We start from the raw sequence: 19,888 nt of genomic DNA on the forward strand, positions 1-19,888 counted from the left end.
TTTTTCCCGATATGCCGCGGCTTTGTGCCTGGACGGGTTTTCCAAGATATGTGATTCAAGTCACAATCTTCATTGTTGCACTATATCTAGTGCTCCTTTTTCGGTTCTCCACTAGATATTGGGGCATGAGGTGGTAGAGTGGTCTTGTCATCGCAGATGACAAGGATGTAGTTCGCGCCCTTGAAGGGTTGTGCGGACGTCGGTTTTTTAGCAATGCGAGGAGTGGCGATGAATACGCAGGTGGTGGCAAGCCGTGCAGAGGAGGAGGGCATCTCCGAGCATGACTCGGTCAATGGCATTCTGGTCGAGAAGCGTGACGGCCGAATCGTCGATTTCGACCCCGTCAACATCATGAATGCCATCGAGGCCGCCTTCAAGGACGTCATGGATGAGGTCGGTCCCGACGACCGCCAGGGGATCCGCAGGATGGCCCTGACCGTCCAGTCGGAGATCCACGACCGGTACACCAACCCGGTCAAGATCGAGGACATCCAGACCCTGGTCGAGCATGCCCTGGTCAATGCCCATCTCTACGAGATCGCCCGTTCCTACACCTCCTACCGCCTGGACCGCGACATCCAGCGCGCCAAGGCCACCGACGTGAACGAGGCCGTCCACCGCCTGACCAGCAAGGACGAGACCCTGGTCCGGGAGAACGCCAACAAGGACGCCAACGTCTACGCCACCCAGCGTGACCTCCTGGCAGGGGCCGTCTCCAAGGCTTCGGCCTTCAGCATGCTGCCCAAGGATGTCTCCAACGCCCACATGAAGGGCGACATCCACTTCCATGACGCCGATTATTCGCCCTTTACGGCCGAGACCAACTGCTCCCTGCCCGATTTCGGCGACATGCTGGAGCACGGGTTCGAGCTGGGCAACGCCATGATGGACTCGCCCAAGTCCATCGGCACGGCCGCCACCCAGATCACCCAGATCATCAAGGACATCGCGGGATCCCAGTACGGCGGCCAGACCGTCAACCGCTGCGACGAGATGCTCGACCGCTACGCCCGCCTGGACTACAAGAAGAACTATGCGATGGCCGAGGCCGTCCTGCCCGACGAGGAGCCCATCGAGGTGGCCAAGGAGGTCGTCCGCGGGCTCAAGGCCCGCGAGGCCGACTGGCTCCACCTGGATGACCGAACCCCCATCGGTGAGGATTCCCCCTTCGACCTGGATGCCCCCGAGATGATCCGCCTGCGTCAGGTCTATGCCAAGATCCTGACCCGGAAGAACATCTACGATGCCATGCAGACCATGGAGTACCAGATCAACTCCAACCGCGTCTCCAACGGGCAGACCCCCTTCGTCACCGTGGGCTTCGGCCTGGGCACCTCCTGGTTCGCCCGCGAGATCCAGCGTTCCATCTTCCTGATCCGCATCCGGGGCCTGGGCAAGGACCGCCACACGGCCATCTTCCCCAAGCTGGTCTTCACCATCAAGCACGGCCTGAACGCCGACGAGGGTGACCCCAACTACGACATGAAGCAGCTGGCCCTGGAGTGCTCCACCAAGCGTATGTACCCCGATGTGGTCTTCTATGAGAACCTGGTCAAGATCACCGGTTCCTTCAAGGCCCCCATGGGCTGCCGCTCCTTCCTCCAGGCCTGGACCAACCCGGAGACCGGCGAGGATGAAGAGGACGGACGCATGAACCTGGGCGTCGTCACCGTCAACATCCCCCGTATCGCCCTGGAGTCCCGCGGCGACAGGGACCGGTTCTGGAAGATCTTCGACCAGCGCATGGAGGTGGCCCACCACGCCCTGCAGTTCCGCATCATGCGCTGCAAGCAGGCCACGCCCATCAACGCCCCGACCCTCTATCAGTTCGGCGCCTTCGGCAGGTTGAAGCCCACCGACAGCGTCGACACCCTCTTCCGCAACAGCCGCTCCACGGTTTCGCTGGGATACATCGGTCTCTACGAGGCCACCAGCGTCTTCTACGGCAAGGATTGGATGCAGGACCACACCTGGGATCCGGAGGGCAAGGAGTTCGCCCTGAGCATCGTGCGCCGGATGAACCAGCTCTGCAAGCAGTGGGAGAAGGCCGAGGGCTATCACTATTCGGTCTATTCCACCCCGGCCGAGTCCCTGACCGATCGCTTCTGCCGCATGGACAAGGAGAAGTTCGGTTCCGTCGAGGGCGTGACCGATCACGACTTCTATACCAACAGCTTCCACTACCCGGTATGGCTGCGCCCCACCCCCATGGAGAAGCTCACCTACGAGCGTGACTTCCCCTATCTGGCCTCGGGCGGGTTCATCAACTACTGCGAGTTCCCCTCCATGCAGCAGAATCCCAAGGCCCTGGAGGCGGTCTGGGATTATGCCTATCAGATCGGCATCGGCTACCTGGGCACCAACACCCCGATCGACCACTGCTTCGTCTGTGGCTACGAGGGTGACTTCGAACCCACCGAGGAGGGTTTCAAGTGCCCCGAGTGCGGCAACGACGATCCCGAGAAGTGCAACGTGACCAAGCGCACCTGCGGTTACCTGGGCAATCCTGTTCAGCGGCCCATGGTTCACGGACGCCATGAGGAGATCGCCCATAGGGTCAAGCACATGGAGGGCGAGACCGGCCATGTGGTCCTGAAGGACGGCACCACCAAGGAGTGGTTCGACGACAAGGCCGAATAGGCCCTGATCAAGCAGTTCAAGAATCAGTACTGATGGCGGGCCATGCAGTGATGGCCCGCCATTTCCGTGTCCGGTGACCAGGCCGGACGGATTACGGAGGACGGCAATGGGCAAGCAGGGTGTCATGAGAAAGACCGGTGCCGCGGGTCATCGTGATTTCGCAGCCGACGAGCGGGGTCGGGGCCCGGGAATCCCCTCCCTGCTGACCAACAACCCCAAGGCGGGTCAGTGGGATGGGCGTCAGCTGAGCCGGGGCATCATCGCCGATTACAAGCGGTTGGTCATGACCGACGGGGAGGGCATACGGTGCTCCCTCTACGTCAGTGGCTGCCCCTTCCGCTGTCGGGGGTGTTACAACTCCTCCATCTGGGACTTCCGGGCGGGCCACCCCTACACCCAGAAGCTGGAGGACCAGATCATCAAGGACCTCTCCCTCTCCTATGTGCAGGGCATCACCTACCTGGGCGGGGAGCCCCTCCTCAACACCCCCATCCTGCTCAGGCTCTCCAAGCGGATTCGCCGGGAGTTCGGCCATGACAAGGACATCTGGTGCTGGACGGGCTACACCTGGGAGGAACTGAACCGGCCCGGGGAGACCCCGGACAAGGCCGAGCTGATCTCCTACCTGGACATCCTGGTCGACGGCCGTTATCTGGAGGACCAGAAGAACACCCTCCTCCAGTTCCGCGGGTCGTCCAATCAGCGCATCATCGACGTGCCGAGGTCTCTTGAGGAGGGGCATCTGGTTCCCTGGGCCAAGATTCACGACCAGACCAGGTTCATCCCGGAGACCTACAGCAGGAACAGGGACCAGGAACAGAAGCGGGGCTGACCGGGGGCGATGCTGGCCCTGCCCTGCCGGGATCGTCCGCGGCCTGTCCCTGAACGTCGCCTTGCCGGGGCACAATGGTGGCTATGACTGATGAGCATGATCACGACTCGAAACCCGAACTGCCCAAGGACCTGAGGGTACGGTTCTGCCCCTCTCCCACGGGCACCCCCCATGTGGGCATGGTCCGCACGGCCCTTTTCAACTGGGCCCAGGCCCGTCATTCCAAGGGAACCTTCGTCTTCCGCATCGAAGACACCGATGCCCAGCGCGACAGCGAGGAAAGTTACCAGCAGATCCTGGATGCTCTGAGGTGGCTGGGTCTGGATTGGGACGAGGGTGTTGAAGTGGGTGGCCCCGACGGCCCCTACCGCCAGTCCCAGCGTGGCGACATCTACCGCAGGGTGGCCCAGCGGCTCCTGGATGCGGGGTACGCCTACGAGTCCTATTCCACCGCTGACGAGATCAGGGAGAGGAACGTGGCCGCCGGCCGCCCCGAGGCCTTCGGGTATGACGGGTATGACCGCAATCTGAGCGAGGAGGAGCGCCGGGCCTTCCGCGACCAGGGTCGCAAGCCCGCCCTGCGCATCCGCATGCCCGATGAGGACGTGGCCTTCGACGACCTGATTCGCGGCCGCATCGAGTTCAAGGCCGGGTCCGTCCCCGACTATGTGATCGTCCGTCCCAACGGGGACCCCCTCTATACCCTTACCAACCCGGTTGATGACGCCATGATGCGGATCAACGTGGTTCTGCGTGGGGAGGACCTCCTCAGCTCCACCCCCAGGCAGATCGTCCTCTACCGGTACCTGATCGAGCTGGGTGTGGCCCAGGCCATGCCCCTCTTCGGCCACATGCCCTACGTCATGGGTCAGGGCAATAAGAAGCTCTCCAAGCGCGACCCCGAGTCCAACCTCTTCCTGCATCGGGAGCATGGGTTCATCCGTGAGGGGCTCCTGAACTACCTGGCCCTCCTGGGCTGGTCGATCGGCCCCGACCGGGACGTCTTCTCCATGGAGGAGATGGTCGAGCACTTCGACATCCGCGACGTCAAGGCCAACCCGGCCCACTTCGACATCGACAAGGCCATCGCCATCAACGCCGAGCACATCCGCATGCTGGAGCCCCAGGACTTCCTGAACCGTTCCCTGCCCTACCTGAAGAGGGACGGACTGGTCTCCGCCGAGACCTGGGACGACCTGACCGATCATGAGCGCCGGATCCTGGCTGCCGCTGCCCCACTGGTCCAGCCCAGGGTCCGTCTCCTGGGCGAGGTCTCCGGGATGATGGGGAGCCTGCTCAGCGATGCCGACTACATCGAGCCCGACCCGGATGCCCGCAAGCAGCTCAAGGACTCTGCCGGAGCCGTTCTCGACCTGGCCCTGCGGACCCTCCAGGAGGTGCCCGAGCAGGATTGGATCACCGACCACCTCCATGATCTTCTGACCCAGGCCCTGGTGGACCAGGGTGGCTACAAGCCCCGGCTGGCCTTCGGTCCCGTCAGGGTGGCCGTCTCCGGTCGTCGGGTTTCGCCGCCCCTCTTCGAATCACTGGAGATCATTGGCAAGAGCACAACACTCCAGCGTTTGACCAACTTGCGTCGGCACCTCTGAGCGGGTATATTATCTTTTTGTTGTGCTGCTGACCTGTTGAACCGGGTCGGTGCGCTGCGGAAAAGTGAAAGCCCCCGTCGTCTAGCGGTCTAGGACTACGCCCTCTCACGGCGCCAACACCGGTCCAAATCCGGTCGGGGGTACGATATGCGGTAACCGTCCAAGCGGGTATTGCATAGCCAATTGGGGTATGGTGTAATTGGCAACACAGGTGATTCTGGTTCATCCATTCTTGGTTCGAGTCCAGGTACCCCAGCGAGCATTCAGCCGCGGTCTTTTCTATGAGGCTGCGGCTTTTCCGTCCTTGAGACCTTCTTCTGCCAGTGCCGGATGATAGACTTGGTTTTCTGACGGGCTTGCGCTGTCCGATTGTCATAAAGGTCACATAATTGGCTTTTTGTTTGGCCTGCAAGTCCAGCCTTTCGGGGCACCCGCACCGATACCATGGAGGTACCGGGTTGGCGGGGAGTCAGTAGGATGGAGATTTTCCCGGTTGTCCCAGAAACCAGCTGTATTGGACCGACTGCACAAAGGTTGTGGAAGATTATGAAAACTATCGCCGTGTTGGGCGCAGGATATGCCGGCATGCGCGCCGCAAAGAAGCTGGCGCATGCAAATCTCGATGCCCGCATCATCCTGGTCAATCGGAACCCCTATCACTATGAGGCGACCCAGCTCCATCAGGTTGCCGCCGGCACCAAGGAACCGGCCGATGTGACCTTCGATATCCGTAAAGCCGTCTCCCCCAGAATCGAGGTGCTCATCGACACGGTGACCGGCATCGATCAGGACAAGCGGCAGGTCGGCCTGGGGAAGCATGAGCCCCTCCGGTACGACTACCTGATCAACGCCCTGGGCTTCGAATCCGAGACCTTCGGCATCAAGGGGGCCGAGGAGAACGGCTGGCCCCTGGTCGACATCGACACGGCCCTGGCCGCCAGGCGCCGCCTGGAGAACACGCTGGCCAATTACAGGAACAGCCACGACCCCAACGACCTCCATGTGGTGGTCTGCGGTGCCGGCTTCACCAGCATCGAGTACCTGGGGGAGCTGGTCTACAGGATGCCCAAGCTGGTCGCCAAGTACGACCTGCCGGCCGACCAGGTCAAGATCATCTGCGTCGAGGCCTCGCCCAAGATCCTCCCCATGTTCTCGCAGAACCTGGTCGACTGGGCGGTCAACTACCTGAAGAAGAAGGGCGTCGAGTTCCATACCTCGACGGCCATCACCGAGGTCAGGCCCGGAGCCGTGGTCAGCAACGACCAGGAGTTCAGGGCCAACACGATCATCTGGACCACAGGGGTGCGTGGTAGCCACATCATTGCCGATTCCGGCTATAATCAGAAGCGTAACCGTGTTGTGGTGGAGGATGACCTCTCGCTCACGGACCATCCCGAGGAATTCCTCATCGGCGATGTCAGCGCAGTCCCTGATCCTGAATCGGGCAGGCTCTTCCCCACCACGGCACAGATTTCGATTGCACAGGCTGATACGGCTGCCGCCAATGTCATCGCTAGGGTGCAGGGGCGTCAGACGCAACGGTTCAGGTTCAAGAGCATCGGCACCGTCTGCTCCCTGGGCCCCCAGGCCGGCGTGGCCGAGATCGACATGATGGGCAAGTGGAAGTTGAAGGGGGCGGTGGTCGGTATCGTCAAGAAGATCGTCAACGACCGTTCCGTTCTGGAACTCGCCAACGTCAAGACCATGTTGGAGAGCAACTGATTCGGCCTGTTCATCTGAACAAGAGAAAGTATTCGGAAGGCGAGGAAGATGCTTAACGTTCTGGGGTTGTCGCGATTCCAATTCGCGATGACGACCGTATTCCACTTCTTCTACGTGCCCCTTTCCATTGGCCTGGCCCTGTGTGTGGCCATCATGGAAACCCTGTACGTGGTCAAAAAGAAGGAAATCTACAAGAAGATGACCAAGTTCTGGGGGAAGATCTTCCTTCTGAGCTTTGCTGTCGGTGTGGTGACCGGCATCATCCAGGAGTTCCAGTTCGGCATGAACTGGTCCAACTATTCCAGGTTCATGGGCGACATCTTCGGCGCCCCCCTGGCCATCGAGGCCCTTCTGGCCTTCTTCATGGAGTCGACCTTCATCGGTGTCTGGGTCTTCACCTGGAACCGCTTCAAGCCGGCCGTCCATGCGGTCTTCATCTGGCTGACCTTCCTGGGTTCCTCGGTGTCGGCCATCTGGATCCTGGCCGCCAACAGCTTCATGCAGCACCCCACCGGCTTCGAGATCAACAAGGCCACGGGCCGGGTCCGCATGACCAGCTTCTGGGATGTTCTGGGCAACCCGCAGCTCTGGCGCGAGTTCCCGCACGTCTTCTTCGGGGCGGTGCTGACCGGTGGCATGGTCCTGGTCGGCATGAGCGCCTGGGGTCTCCTGCGCGCCCACAAGCAGGAGCAGGCCGGTAAGGCGGAAGCCGCTCCCGCCGTTGAGGGGGGCGGGTCCGAGCAGGTCAGTCAGCGTGTCTTCTACACCCGTTCGATCAGGCTCAGCGCCATCATCGCCCTGATCGGTTCGATCCTGGTCATCATTGCAGGCGATCTTCAGACCTCCTTCATCATCGACGACCAGCCCATGAAGTTCGCTGCCACCGAGGGCATCTACGAGGACACCAAGGATCCCGCCCCCTGGGCGGTGGTCTCCCTGATCAACGAAAAGGACAAGACCTCCAAGGGCATCGAGATTCCCGAGATGCTCTCCCTCCTGTCCTACCACAGCACCTCCGGCTCGGTGAAGGGCATGAATTCCGTCAACGAGCAGCTCCACCAGCAGTATGACGGCAAGTTTGGCAAGGACATGAACTACTACGTGCCGGTCACGACGCTCTTCTGGAGCTTCAGGTTCATGGCCGCGGTGGGCTTCGGCGTCCTGCTCCTGTCCATCCTGGTGCTCTGGTTCACCAGAAAGTCCAAGGACACCCTATGGTCCAGCAACTGGAAGCTGTGGATCCTGGGCATCTGCACCTATCTGCCCTTCGTGGGCAACACGGGTGGATGGCTGATCACGGAGCTGGGACGTTACCCCTGGCTGGTCTACGGTTTGCAGACCATCGCCGACGGGGTCTCGCCCACGGCCACGGTCCCCAACCTCCTGTTCACCAACATCGTTTACTTCCTGCTCTTCCTCTTCCTGGGAGGGGTCATGATCTTCTACTCGCGCAGGGTGCTCCACCAGGGCCCTGACTACCAGGGTGAAGGCCTCAGCCTACCTGTGCAGGCCAGCAGGAACGAGAGGAGAGTGGCATTAGCATGAGTATCCTACAAGGTTTATGGTTCTTCGTCATTGGCCTGTTGTTCGCCGGATTCCTCCTGCTTGAGGGATTCGACTTCGGTGTGGGCATGGCAACCCGGCTGGTCGCCCGCGACGGTGACGAGCGCGCCACCTTCATGAGGGCCATCGGCCCCCACTGGGACGGCAACGAGGTCTGGCTGATCACCGCCGGAGGCGCCATGTTCGCGGCCTTCCCGCTCTGGTACGCCTCCCTCTTCTCCGGGTACTACATTCTCCTCTTCCTGGTCCTGGTCGGCCTGATCCTGCGTGGCGTCTCCTTCGAGTTCGCCAACCACGCCCTGACCTCGCGTGAGCGTGGGGTCTGGCAGTGGGCCAACTTCATCGGCTCCGTCTTCGCGCCCTTCTTCCTGGGCATGATGCTGACCAGCCTGATCCAGGGCATCCCCTTGGACAAGAACGGTGACGCCTGGCCCGGGTTCTTCGGTGTGGTCAACTGGCTCTCCGTCGTGGGTGGCGTGGCCGTCGTCTTCTTCAGCTTCGTGCACGGTCTGCACTTCCTCAGCCTGAAGCTGGGCCCCATGGATTCGCGCCGGATGCTCAACATCAGCGAGAAGGTCTACTGGATCGCCTACCCGGCCCTGGTCGTCTTCGTCCTTCTGGCCATCTTCAGGACCGACTTCTACACGGCACGGCCCATCTCCACCTGGCTGATCACCGTGATCATTCTGGCGGCGACCATCTGTGGCCACGTGGCTGTGACCAGGAAGCGTGGCGGGTTCGCCTTCACGGCCTCCGGCATCACCCTGATGGCCATCATCGCCTTCATCTTCAACGGGCTCTTCCCGCGGGTGATGATCGGGACGGATCCGGCCACGAGCATCATGATCCAGGACGCCTCGGCATCCCCCTACACCTTGAAGATCATGACCGTGGTCCTCTGCATCTTCCTGCCCATCATGCTGGCCTACTTCATCTGGAGCTACTTCATCCAGCGCAAGCGCCTGGCCACCGATGGCGCCCATCTGTCCGTGGCCGGTCCTGCCGCGGTCAGCGCGACCGTGGCCCGGTAGGGGGCATCGGCACAGTTCACGGAACCGGCTTCGATTCAGGGTTGAGGTGTCTCAGTGATTGACAAGAGTCTCTTCCGGTTCGCCGGAATCAGACGGATCATGGGCCTCCTGGCCACGCTTTCCCTGGTGCAGGGACTCAGCGTGGTCGGTCAGGCCTATGGCCTCACCCTGGCACTGGTGCAGATCTGGCACCTGCATGGCCTCCACACCCTGGTCAGGCCGGTTCTGATCTTCTTCACGGCCTTCGCCATCCGCCAGCTGTGCGACGTGGCCAAGCAGCGGGTGGCCACGGACTACGCCGACTATGTCGTCGGCGAGCTCAGGCCGCAGATCCAGCGCAAGGTCTTCCGTCTGGGGCCCGCGGCCCTGGCGCAGCGGGGGACGGGCTCGGCCGTGACCATGCTGATCGACGGGCTGGATGAGGTCAGGACCTACGTTTTCACGGTCCTCCCCAAGATGATGGACATGGTCTTCATCCCCCTGATGATTCTGGTGGTGGTCTGGATCCAGGACACGGTCAGCGGCATCGTCCTCCTTCTCATGCTCCCCCTCCTCTTCTTCTTCATGGCCATCCTGGGCATGGCCGCCCGTGACAGGTCCAACAAGCAATACGCCCAGTTCCGCAAGCTGAACACCCGGTTCATGGATACGGTCCTGGGCCTGCCCACCCTGAAGATGCTGGGGATCAGCGAGGAGTACGAGGACGAGATCTACTCGGTCTCCGACAGGTTCCGCAAGCGGACCATGAGCGTGATCCGCGTGGCCATGACCTCCACCTTCGCCCTGGACTTCTTCGCCACCCTGGCCATCGCCATCATGGCCGTCTTCCTGGGCAACAACCTGATCGACGGAACGGTGGCCCTCTTCCCGGCCCTGCTGGCCCTGATCCTGGCCCCCGAGTACTTCATGCCCATCCGGCAGTTCGGCGACGACTACCATGCCACCCTGAACGGGAAGAACGCCCTGAACGACATCGTGACCATGCTGGACACCCCCGAGCCCGACCACCTGGACGACCTGGACTGGCAGGGGTGGGGCAGCGAGAGCCACCTGACCGTCGAGGGCATGGACTTCGCCTACCCGGGGCCCAAGCCCGAGGAGGGGCAGGCATCCGGCGGCTCGCAGATGGACGCCATCGCCAAGTCCAGCGGCAAGAAGAAGCGCAAGGGCCGCAAGAAGTCCGCAATCGACGCCACACCCGTTCCCGCGCCGGGCCGGGACCTGGATTCGACCCGGACCTGTGGGGACGGGGCCGAGGAGGGCGCCCGTCAGCCCGATGCCCTCCACCATGTCTCCTTCAGCCTGAGCGGGCTGACCAAGGTGGCCGTGGTCGGGAGGTCCGGGGCCGGAAAGTCCACCCTGATGAACCTCCTGGCAGGCTTCAACATTCCCCAGGCAGGCAGGATCGACCTGGACGGACGGCTCCTGGAGCACTTCAACGCCCGCGCCTGGCAGGGCCACATCAGCTACATCCCGCAGAACCCCTACATCTTCAGCGGCACCGTGGCCGACAACATCCGCTTCTATGATCCGGATGCCGACCAGGCCGCCGTGGCCCGGGCGGCCGACCAGGCGGGTCTGACCGACTGGGTGGAGACCCTTGCCGAGGGTCTGGAGACCAGGATCGGCGAGGGGAACCGCGGCATCAGCGGCGGCCAGGCCCAGCGCATCGCCCTGGCCCGGGTCCTCCTGGACAGGACCCGTGAGATCCTCCTCTTCGACGAGCCCACGGCCCACCTGGACATCGAGACCGAGTACGAGCTGAAGAAGACCCTCCTGCCCATCATGGAGGGGCACCTGGTCATCTTCGCCACCCACCGCCTGCACTGGCTGGCCGACGTGGACCAGGTCATCATGCTGGACGGTGGCCGGGTCGTGGCCCAGGGCAGGCCGGAGGAACTGATGGGGGAGGGCGGTCCGCTGGATGCCCTGATCGAGGAGATGGGGGGTAACCAGATTGCCGACTACCAGCAGGACTGAGGGCGGCCAGGCGGCCTCCACCAGGGCCGGGCGCCGCACCAACTATCTGAACATCTGGCACAGGGACCACTGGTTCTGGCCCTACCTGCGCCAGAACAGGGGCCGGCTCGCCCTGATCTTCCTCCTGGGCACCATCACCTTCGTCTGCGCCGCGGGGCTCATGTTCACCTCCGGCTTCCTGATCAGCCGGTCGGCCCGGCACCCCTACAACATCTTCGCGGTCTATGTGCCCGTGGTCCTGACCAGGGCCTTCGGCATCGGCCGCCCGACCTTCAAGTACCTGGAGCGGATCAAGAGCCACGACTGGGTGCTCCGGGTGGTCTCCAAGCTGCGGGTCCAGCTCTACCGGACCCTCTCCAAGGACGCCGCCTTCCTCAACGAGCACGAGCGGACCGGCACCGTTCTGAGCATGCTCTCCGACGACCTGGACCACCTGGAGAACTTCTACCTGCGCACCATCTTCCCCACCGTCGTGGCCTACCTGATGTGGCTGGTGGTCACCATCGCGGTCGGGGTCTTCTCCTGGATCACCTCCCTCCTCCTCTTCCTCCTCTTCGCCCTGATCCTGATCCTGGTCCCACTGGTTTCCCTGGCCTACTCGGACAGCCGGTATGCCGAGGAGAAGTCCATGCAGCAGGACCAGTACACCAGGGTCGCCGAGAACTACATGGGGCTGGGCGACTGGGTCATCACGCACCGCCAGGACCGGTTCGTCGACACGGCAGCCGATGACTTCCGGGGAATCGCCCGTGAGCGGCACGATCAGAAGCGCTTCGAGCGGTGGAGGAACCTCTGCATCCAGATGATCTTCGCCCTCATGGTGGTGGCCCTGATCATCGGTGGCGACATCCTCATGACCGGCTCGACCTCGGTGGCCGACTTCGCCGCAGCCGTGGTCCTCTCGGTCTTTCCCCTGGTCGACTGCTTCATCGTGGTCTCCCAGGCCGTGGCCGAGGTTCCCCTCTACACGGATTCCCTGAACCACCTGAACGATCTGACCAACCGGGTCGAATCCCGCCAGCGGCCCCGGATGGACCAGACCAGGCTGGACGGCCCGGTCCGCACCATCGACTTCGACCATGTCAGCTTCTCCTACGGGCCGGATGACCCCCTTCTCCTGGACGACTTCTCCCTCCACATCGAGGCCGGGCAGAAGGTGGCCCTTCTCGGGCCCAGCGGTGAGGGCAAGACCACGGTCCTCCAGCTCCTCCTGGGCGACCTCCGGCCCTCCAAGGGCAGGATCCTGGTCAACGGTACCCCGGTGGACGCCCTCCAGGACCAACGCCCCGAACTCTTCGGCTACCTGAACCAGCAGGCCTTCCTCTTCAACACGACCATCGCCTCCAACGTCCGTCTGGGCGCCCCCGAGGCCACTGACGACCAGGTCCGCCAGGCTCTGAAGGCGGTGCAGCTGGACCAGTACGTGGAGTCCCTGCCCGAGGGGATCGACACCCCGGTCGACGAGGCCGGCAACCGGCTCTCCGGTGGGCAGCGGCAGCGCCTGGCCCTGGCCAGGATCGTGCTCAAGCGCACCCCGATCGTCCTCCTGGACGAGCCCACCATCGGGCTGGACCCCATCACCGAGCGGCGGCTGATGGAGATGATCTTCCGGGTGAGCCAGGGCCGCACCCTCTTCTGGGTCACCCACCACCTCCAGGGTCTGGAGGACGCCGACCAGGTCATCTTCATGGAGGACGGGCACATCGCCATGCAGGGTTCCCCGGTCGAGCTCTACCGGACCAACCCCCGATTCAGTGAGTTATATCGCATGGACGTCGGTGACTTGGACAAGGGTGGCTCGCGAGCGATATACCCGGAGAAATAGTCAGATTCGGATGCAACGGACTCCTGGTGAAAGAACATCAGGGTGTTCTCCGAGTTAAGGCAACGGTCAGGAATACGGATCTCCGCCGGCTTCGGCCTTGAAACTGGTTGTTCGCCCACCCATCGGTACCGGTCGACCTGCCCGGCGGAAACCCGCCTCGGAATCGGGGGTGGGCCGCCGCCAGGCGGATCTTGAATCAGGGTTCGGATCTGCCTGGATGCGCACCGCGCATCCCATCCGATGGATTCTCCGGAAAGGGAGGACCATGTTCACCGTTCCGGGCTTATCCAGATTCCAGTTCGCCATGACGACGATATTTCATTTATCCCATGCCCCTAGTCCATCGGTCTGGCCCTGGCGGTCGCCATCATGGAGACCATCTATGCGGTGACCGGGAAAGAGGTCCGCACGACCATGACCGAGTTCGGCAGGGGGCATCTGTGTCATCGCCCATGGCGACCTGCAGGGCGAGTTCATCGTTACCGACCAGCCAATGAAGCTGGCGGCCACCGAGGCCATCCACGAGGACACCGGCGATCCGGCCCCTCTGGCAGGCCGCGGCCCTGATCAATGAGAAGGACCACAAGGTCGAGTGGTCGGTCGGGATTCCGGGTGCCATGCCACAGTTGGCCCAAGGGAAGAAGACCGGTGCCGTCGAGGGCGTGAACACGGTCAACGAGGAGCTGCACGAGAAGTACGATGCCAAGTACGGCAAGGACATGAACCACTACGTGCCCGTCACCACCCTCTTCCGGGTATTCGGGCTCATGGTGGCCCCAGGGTTCGCCTTCGCCCCTGGAGCCCTTTACGATGAACCCGGCGGCTCAGACCTGGCTGGTCAGAGCCTGGACCAGCTCGTCCAGCAGGGTGCGGACGTCCCTGTTCACCGGGGAACCTTCCATGGCCTGGGCGGCCCTGCCCAGGTAGTCTCGGGCCGTCTGCCTGCTCTCCTCCGCCAGTTCCGGGTGGCCCTGCAGGTAATCGAGCACATCCTTGGGGCTGTCCGATTCGATGACGGCCCTGAAGTCCTTGTCCCGCTTGAGCCCCAGGAGGACGGGGAGGGTGTAGATGCCGTCACGGATGTCTTCCAGCTTGGGCTTGCCGGTGTCCTTGTCCAGGTCGAAGTCGTTGATATCGTCAATGATCTGGAAGGCCATGCCCAGGTTCCCGCCGAAGGTCCGGGCGGTCTCCTCCATAGCCTGGCCTGGCCGGAGGCAGGCCAGGCGGATGCCGGTCAGGCAGGCCAGGCGGAAGAGGGCCGCGGTCTTGCCGGAGATGGTCTTGTCGTAGTAGTCCACGGTGATGTCGGTGTGGTGGCGTCCGGACTCCTGGTAGAGCTCGCCGCCCACGATTTCGCAGACGGTTCCGGCCTGCTCGCGGATGAAGTCGGTGTTCGGGGCGATCTCCGCCATGATCTCCATGTACCGGGAGAGGATCAGGTCGCCCAGATAGATGGCCGCCTTGTTGCCCCGAATGGTATGGACCGTAGGCTGTTTGCGCCGGATGGGGGCATCGTCCAGCACATCGTCATGGACCAGGGTGGCCAGGTGGAGCATTTCGATGGCGGCGGCCCCGGTGATGACCCGTTCGTCCACGGGTTCCCGGGTGGGCCTGCAGGCCCTGGCGAAGAGGATGACCATGGCGGCCCGGATCATCTTGCCATGGTTGTCCAGCAGCCTTCGGTAGTCGTCCCGATAGGGCTCGACGTGCGTCTGCTCCTCATGAAGACGGGCCACAACCCGCTTCATGTCCTCACGCAATAGGAGCTCTTGCCCTTCTGCCATGGAGAACCGCTCCCTCATACTCATCGATGAATGCACCGTGCTCAATATATCAAGCCATTCCGTCATAACCAGCATGATTTGCAGGCCGAATCTACCTGATGGCCCCGAATGTGGGGAAAATAACATCCTTGTGGCCGAAGCGGGAGGTATGCCTCCTGTGGCTATGGGCTCACGAACAAGTGAAGTAGTCTGGATGGTATGAGTCAGCACAACCACTCCGCCCGGGTCTCCCGTGTGGAATCCGGGGAGGACGATGGCCGTCCCCTGTCGGTATCCGCCCGGCTGGGGCGTCTGCAGTTCCACCACTCCGGCAAGTTCAGGCTCCTGCAACTGGCCGATGTTCAGGAGGGGCCCAAGGTCTCCCAGGATACGGTCAGGCTGATCGCCGCCGCCTGCGATGCCGCCCGGCCCGACCTGGTCATCTTCACCGGCAACCAGGTGGCCGGGTATGACACGGCCTACGAACGGACCTTCCGGAAGCGGCGCTGGAGCACCCCGCTGGATGGGGTCTACTCGGCCGGTCTGAGCATGGGGGGAGCGCTCGGTCTGGGCGGCGCCTCCCTGGGCAGGCCCAACGGTGCGGGCACGGGTGTCGGGTCAGCCGCCCCGTACGGCGCGGCATCCCGGGGTGCCGGGGCGAACGGTGACGACAGGGATGCCGAACAGGTCCGCCATCGGGAGCTCAAGCACACTGAAGACCTGGTCCGCAGGACCGCCGAACTGATCACCGGCCCCCTGGTGGAGCGGGGGATTCCCTTTGCCGTGACCTACGGAAATCATGATTTTCAGTGCGGGCTGGATACCGACCAGATGGATGCCATCTACCGTGAGTTCCCCGGCTGTCTGAATCCGGAAGCCACCGCGGCCCGGCCCGACCGCCCCTACGCCCTGCGCGGTTCCGTCCTTCCTGATCAGGAGGCCTTCGTCTGCCAGCCGGGCACCTTCGCCCTGCCCGTGGCCGACATGGAGGGGAAGGGCAGCGTCATGGGGCTGGTTCTGCTTGATTCCGGCGACTACGCCCAGTCCGGCGGGTACGGGTCTCCCTCCCGTCAGGCCCTGGAATTCCTGGGATCCGTCCCCCGTCTGGTGGGCAACCGGTCCATGGTCTTCCAGCATATGCCCCTGCCCCAGTTCTATGATCTGCTCAAGCCGGTCTCATCCACCACGGCCTACGCCGTCCAGGGGTACCGGCGTTTCGACTCCCAGTGCTACATCCTTGATGAGTCGCGCACCTATGCCGGTTCCTACCTGGGGGAGGGGGTGTCCTGCCCCGATGAGGACAGCGGCGAGTTCGACATCCTGACCAGGGACCGCGGCTTCTTCGCCCTCTTCGCCGGCCACGACCACCGCAACGGGTTCGTGGGGCAGACCGGGGGGATTGTTCTGGGGGCCACGCCGACCTGCGGATTCGGGGCCTACGGCCCGGTGCCGCGCAAGCGGGCGGCCAGGCTCTTCGAGTTCGACATTCGCCACCCCCATCATCCGCGCACCCAGCTCCTGGAGTTCGGTGACCTGGTGGGCAGGCCCAGCTCCCATAAGGTCTATACCTTTGCCATGAGCCATGTGCCCACATCCACCGGAGACGCGGTCAACCTCCTGCGCAGGCCCGGCTTCCTGGCCGGTGGGCTGACGGCCCTGGCAGGACTGGTGGCCTCCTGGGGGTCATCAAGGCACAAGTAACGGTGCCCGGGCCGGTGGGTCGGTAGGCCAATGAGCCGGCGGATGGGCGGTCGGCCGCTGATGGGTCCGGGAGCCTCGCCTTGATGCCGTCAGGCCCGGTGGCCGGGACCGGAGGATGCCCGTTGCAGGGCCTCGGTCAGGTACTTGCCGGCGGCCATGACCAGCGGCGCATAGTGGCGCCCCGGGGTGGTGGACATCCGGTTGACGGGTCCCGAGATGGAGATGGCGGCCATGACCTGCCCGGACCCGTTGCGGATCGGGGCGGAGATGGAGCAGACGCCCTCCTCGCGCTCGTTGATGGACTCGGCCCAGCCGCGCTTGCGGACGGCTGCCAGCTTGGCCGCATTGAACTTGGCGTGGCGCAGGCCCTGGTGGAGGCGCTCGGAGTCCTCCCAGGCCAGAAGGATCTGTGCGGCGGATCCCGCCTCCATGGAGAGGAGGGCGCCGACCGGGATGGAGTCGCGCAGGCCCGAGGCCCGTTCCACGGCGGCGATGCAGACGCGCATGTCGCCCTGGCGACGGAAGATCTGGGCCGATTCACCGGAGCGGTCGAGCAGGGTCCGCAGGATGGGCCCGGCGGCCGTCAGGAGACGGTCCTCACCGGCGGCGGCTGCCAGCTCGGCGAAGCGGGAACCCAGGATGAACCGGCCGTGGGCGTCACGCAGCACGAAACGGTGGCGTTCCAAGGCGATGGCCAGGCGGTGGGCCGTGGGGCGTGCCAGGCCGGTGGTGTTGACCAGCTGGCCCAGGGTCATGGGCCCTGATTCCAGGGTGTCAAGAATCTTGACTGTCTTGTCCAGAACGCCGACGCCCGAATGGATCTCACCATCATGGGACTCCTGCGAACCCATGGTCTGATGATTGAGATCGGGTGTCGTTTCCTGGGGCCAATCCTGTACCCCTCTTACGTTCTTGGCTGGTTCGGTCATGGTTGCATTATGGCATCTCAGTATGTGAAATGCAAAAGTTCATAAGGGCAGCGGAGTTTCATACTCGGGGTAGACGCCGGATGGGGACCTGTTCAGGGCTTGGATCCGGCTTATGGGCATTGGTCCGAGGAGGCGTTATGGGACAGACACTGGCGGAAAAGGTCTGGGCCGATCATTTGGTCAGCAAGGGACAGGGGAGTGAACCCGACCTGATCTACATCGACCTGCAGCTCATGCACGAGGTGACCAGCCCCCAGGCCTTCGAGGGGCTGCGTCTGGCCGGCCGTGGAATCCGTCACGTCGACCAGGTCATCGCCACCGAGGACCACAACACCCCCACCGTCGACATCGACCGGCCCATCGCCGACAAGATCTCGGCCCTCCAGATTTCGACCCTGGAGAAGAACTGCAAGGAGTTCGGGGTCCGCCTCCACCCCTTGGGCGACGCGGACCAGGGCATCGTCCACGCCTTCGCTCCCATGCTGGGCCTGACCCAGCCTGGCATGACCATCGTCTGCGGGGATTCCCACACCTCCACCCACGGTGCCTTCGGGGCGCTCGCCTTCGGTATCGGCACCTCCGAGGTGGAGCATGTCCTGGCCACCCAGACCTTGAGCCTCAAGCCCTTCAAGACCATGGCCGTCAATGTGGAGGGGAAGCTCCCCGAGGGGGTCAGCGCCAAGGACATCATCCTGGCCATCATCGCCAAGATCGGCACGGGCGGCGGCCAGGGGCACGTACTGGAATACCGGGGCCGGGCCATCCGCGACCTCTCCATGGACGCCCGTATGACCATCTGCAACATGTCCATCGAGGCCGGGGCCAGGGCCGGCATGATCGCCCCCGATCAGACCACCTTCGACTATCTCAGGGGACGCCCCCACGCACCCGAGGGTGAGATGTGGGAGAAGGCCATGGAGTATTGGAAGACCCTGAAGACCGATGACGATGCGGTCTTCGACAAGGAGGTCAATCTGAACGCGGCCGATCTCTCGCCCTACGTGACCTGGGGGACCAACCCAGGTCAGGGTCTGCCCATCAACTCCCAGGTGCCCGTGCCCGAGGACATATCGGACGCGGCCAAGCGCCAGGCCACCCAGGAGGCCATCGACTACATGGGCCTCAGGCCCGGCATGTCCATCAAGGACATCGCCGTCGACACGGTCTTCATCGGGTCATGCACCAACGGGCGCATCGAGGACCTGCGGGCTGCGGCCTCCATCATGAAGGGGAACCACAAGGCCAAGAACCTCCACCGGGTGCTGGTGGTGCCGGCCTCATCCAGGGTGCGGCTCCAGGCCGAGGCCGAGGGGCTCGACAAGATCTTCAAGGACTTCGGGGCCGAGTGGCGCAACGCCGGCTGCTCCATGTGCCTGGGCATGAACCCCGACCAGCTCACCCCGGGCGAGCGGTCCATATCGACCTCCAACAGGAACTTCCAGGGGCGCCAGGGCAAGGGAGGGCGCACCCACCTGGCCTCACCCCAGGTGGCAGCGGCAACGGCCATCAAGGGCACCATCTCAAGTCCGGCCGACCTCTAGGCCCAGGGCTCCGGCAGTCAGGTATTTCGAGGCAGGAAATTCGAGGTAATCATGGAAAAACTCACCGTCATCACGGGGGTCGGGGTGCCCCTTCGTCGCTCCAATGTGGACACGGACCAGATCATCCCGGCCGTCTTCCTGAAGCGCGTCAAGAAGACCGGTTTCGAGGATGCCCTCTTCTACGCCTGGCGTAGGGATCCGAACTTCCTCCTCAACCGGCCCGAGTACGCCAAGGGGCAGATCCTGGTGACCGGGCCCGACTTCGGCATCGGGTCGTCTCGCGAACACGCGGTCTGGGCCCTGCGCGACTACGGGTTCAGGGTGGTCATCGCCCCCCGCTTCGCCGACATCTTCTACGGGAACACCGCCAAGAACGGTGTCCTGGCCGCCATCATGCCCCAGGAGTCGGTCGAACTGCTCTGGAAGCTCCTGGAGCAGGAGCCCGGCATGGAGATGACCGTCGACCTGGATTCACGGACGGTCACCTGCGCCGACGTGGTCCTGCCCTTCCAGGTGGACGACTACGTGCGCTGGCGCCTGATGAACGGGTACGACGACATCGACCTGACCCTCCACCACGAGGATGACATCGTGGCCTATGAGAAGATGCGGGCCGAGCGCTTCCCCTTCAAGCCCACCACCCTGCCTGCCAAGCACCTGCCCGAGCAGCCCATCGCATCCGCCAGGGAGCAGGACGTCGACTGGGACGGTCCCCTGGCCAAGAAGGGCATCATCTGATTCCGGACCCTCC

Annotated in this window: 13 protein-coding genes and 2 tRNA genes; 13 read left to right on the top strand and 2 right to left on the bottom strand. The window is 63.4% G+C overall.

Going from position 1 to position 19,888, the window contains the following annotated elements; genetic code table 11:
• Positions 1-228 precede the first annotated feature (228 nt).
• The 10 genes from nrdD to cydC all read left to right on the top strand — a co-directional run bounded on the left by nrdD (position 229) and on the right by cydC (position 13,203).
• Positions 229-2,640: an anaerobic ribonucleoside-triphosphate reductase gene (gene nrdD, locus Q0K62_RS05805; protein ID WP_297317038.1), complete on the top strand. Its 2,412-nt coding sequence runs from the start codon at positions 229-231 to the stop codon at positions 2,638-2,640.
• Between the two features lie 106 nt (positions 2,641-2,746).
• On the top strand, positions 2,747-3,472 hold the full coding sequence (gene nrdG, locus Q0K62_RS05810) for an anaerobic ribonucleoside-triphosphate reductase activating protein (protein WP_297317039.1): 726 nt from the start codon (positions 2,747-2,749) through the stop codon (positions 3,470-3,472).
• Positions 3,473-3,555: 83 nt separating this feature from the next.
• A complete protein-coding gene (gene gltX, locus Q0K62_RS05815; protein ID WP_297317040.1) occupies positions 3,556-5,082 on the top strand; it encodes a glutamate--tRNA ligase in 1,527 nt (508 codons plus the stop codon).
• Between the two features lie 70 nt (positions 5,083-5,152).
• Positions 5,153-5,225, top strand: a tRNA-Glu gene (locus Q0K62_RS05820).
• Between the two features lie 41 nt (positions 5,226-5,266).
• Positions 5,267-5,338: transfer RNA gene (locus tag Q0K62_RS05825), tRNA-Gln, on the top strand.
• A 290-nt stretch (positions 5,339-5,628) separates the two neighbouring features.
• Positions 5,629-6,804: an NAD(P)/FAD-dependent oxidoreductase gene (locus tag Q0K62_RS05830; RefSeq protein ID WP_297317041.1), complete on the top strand. Its 1,176-nt coding sequence runs from the start codon at positions 5,629-5,631 to the stop codon at positions 6,802-6,804.
• A 48-nt stretch (positions 6,805-6,852) separates the two neighbouring features.
• On the top strand, positions 6,853-8,349 hold the full coding sequence (locus Q0K62_RS05835; protein WP_297317042.1) for a cytochrome ubiquinol oxidase subunit I: 1,497 nt from the start codon (positions 6,853-6,855) through the stop codon (positions 8,347-8,349).
• Complete coding sequence (gene cydB, locus Q0K62_RS05840) at positions 8,346-9,398, top strand: cytochrome d ubiquinol oxidase subunit II (protein WP_297317043.1); 1,053 nt, start codon at positions 8,346-8,348, stop codon at positions 9,396-9,398. The genes Q0K62_RS05835 and cydB overlap by 4 nt, the downstream gene beginning before the upstream one ends.
• Positions 9,399-9,452: 54 nt before the next feature.
• Positions 9,453-11,378: an ABC transporter ATP-binding protein/permease gene (locus Q0K62_RS05845; RefSeq protein ID WP_297317044.1), complete on the top strand. Its 1,926-nt coding sequence runs from the start codon at positions 9,453-9,455 to the stop codon at positions 11,376-11,378.
• Positions 11,356-13,203, top strand: a complete 1,848-nt coding sequence (cydC, locus tag Q0K62_RS05850) for a thiol reductant ABC exporter subunit CydC (RefSeq protein ID WP_297317045.1) — start codon at positions 11,356-11,358, stop codon at positions 13,201-13,203. Before Q0K62_RS05845 ends, cydC begins: the two co-directional genes overlap by 23 nt.
• Before the next feature lie 824 nt (positions 13,204-14,027).
• On the opposite strand, the gene Q0K62_RS05855 is transcribed toward cydC, so the two are convergent.
• The gene (locus Q0K62_RS05855; RefSeq protein ID WP_297317046.1) at positions 14,028-14,987 is read right to left on the bottom strand and encodes a polyprenyl synthetase family protein; all 960 of its coding nucleotides are present in this window, start codon (positions 14,985-14,987) and stop codon (positions 14,028-14,030) included.
• 198 nt (positions 14,988-15,185) lie between these two features.
• On the opposite strand from Q0K62_RS05855, the gene Q0K62_RS05860 reads away from it, so the two are divergent.
• Positions 15,186-16,667 (top strand): serine/threonine protein phosphatase, encoded by a 1,482-nt coding sequence (locus Q0K62_RS05860; RefSeq protein ID WP_297317047.1) that lies wholly within the window; start codon positions 15,186-15,188, stop codon positions 16,665-16,667.
• A gap of 89 nt (positions 16,668-16,756) precedes the next feature.
• Here Q0K62_RS05860 and Q0K62_RS05865 read toward each other — a convergent pair whose 3' ends face one another.
• Complete coding sequence (locus tag Q0K62_RS05865; RefSeq protein WP_297317050.1) at positions 16,757-17,518, bottom strand: IclR family transcriptional regulator; 762 nt, start codon at positions 17,516-17,518, stop codon at positions 16,757-16,759.
• Between the two features lie 215 nt (positions 17,519-17,733).
• Here Q0K62_RS05865 and leuC point away from each other — a divergent pair, with 215 nt between their 5' ends.
• Positions 17,734-19,137 (top strand): 3-isopropylmalate dehydratase large subunit, encoded by a 1,404-nt coding sequence (gene leuC / locus Q0K62_RS05870; RefSeq protein ID WP_297317048.1) that lies wholly within the window; start codon positions 17,734-17,736, stop codon positions 19,135-19,137.
• A gap of 51 nt (positions 19,138-19,188) precedes the next feature.
• Positions 19,189-19,875 carry a 3-isopropylmalate dehydratase small subunit gene (leuD, locus tag Q0K62_RS05875; protein WP_297317049.1) on the top strand — a complete coding sequence of 229 codons (687 nt, stop codon included), beginning with the start codon at positions 19,189-19,191 and terminating at the stop codon, positions 19,873-19,875.
• The last annotated feature ends 13 nt before the right edge of the window (positions 19,876-19,888 follow it).

The sequence above is a fragment of the uncultured Bifidobacterium sp. genome (assembly GCF_945269915.1).
Lineage (GTDB): Bacteria > Actinomycetota > Actinomycetes > Actinomycetales > Bifidobacteriaceae > Bombiscardovia > Bombiscardovia indica.

Coding starts and splice junctions, on each gene's coding strand:
- nrdD (WP_297317038.1), top strand. CDS start 229: ATGAATACGCAGGTGGTGGCAAGCCGTGCAGAGGAGGAGGGCATCTCC.
- Q0K62_RS05865 (WP_297317050.1), bottom strand. CDS start 17,518: ATGGGTTCGCAGGAGTCCCATGATGGTGAGATCCATTCGGGCGTCGGC.
- gltX (WP_297317040.1), top strand. CDS start 3,556: ATGACTGATGAGCATGATCACGACTCGAAACCCGAACTGCCCAAGGAC.
- leuC (WP_297317048.1), top strand. CDS start 17,734: ATGGGACAGACACTGGCGGAAAAGGTCTGGGCCGATCATTTGGTCAGC.
- nrdG (WP_297317039.1), top strand. CDS start 2,747: ATGGGCAAGCAGGGTGTCATGAGAAAGACCGGTGCCGCGGGTCATCGT.
- Q0K62_RS05835 (WP_297317042.1), top strand. CDS start 6,853: ATGCTTAACGTTCTGGGGTTGTCGCGATTCCAATTCGCGATGACGACC.
- cydB (WP_297317043.1), top strand. CDS start 8,346: ATGAGTATCCTACAAGGTTTATGGTTCTTCGTCATTGGCCTGTTGTTC.
- Q0K62_RS05855 (WP_297317046.1), bottom strand. CDS start 14,987: ATGGCAGAAGGGCAAGAGCTCCTATTGCGTGAGGACATGAAGCGGGTT.
- Q0K62_RS05860 (WP_297317047.1), top strand. CDS start 15,186: ATGAGTCAGCACAACCACTCCGCCCGGGTCTCCCGTGTGGAATCCGGG.
- leuD (WP_297317049.1), top strand. CDS start 19,189: ATGGAAAAACTCACCGTCATCACGGGGGTCGGGGTGCCCCTTCGTCGC.
- Q0K62_RS05830 (WP_297317041.1), top strand. CDS start 5,629: ATGAAAACTATCGCCGTGTTGGGCGCAGGATATGCCGGCATGCGCGCC.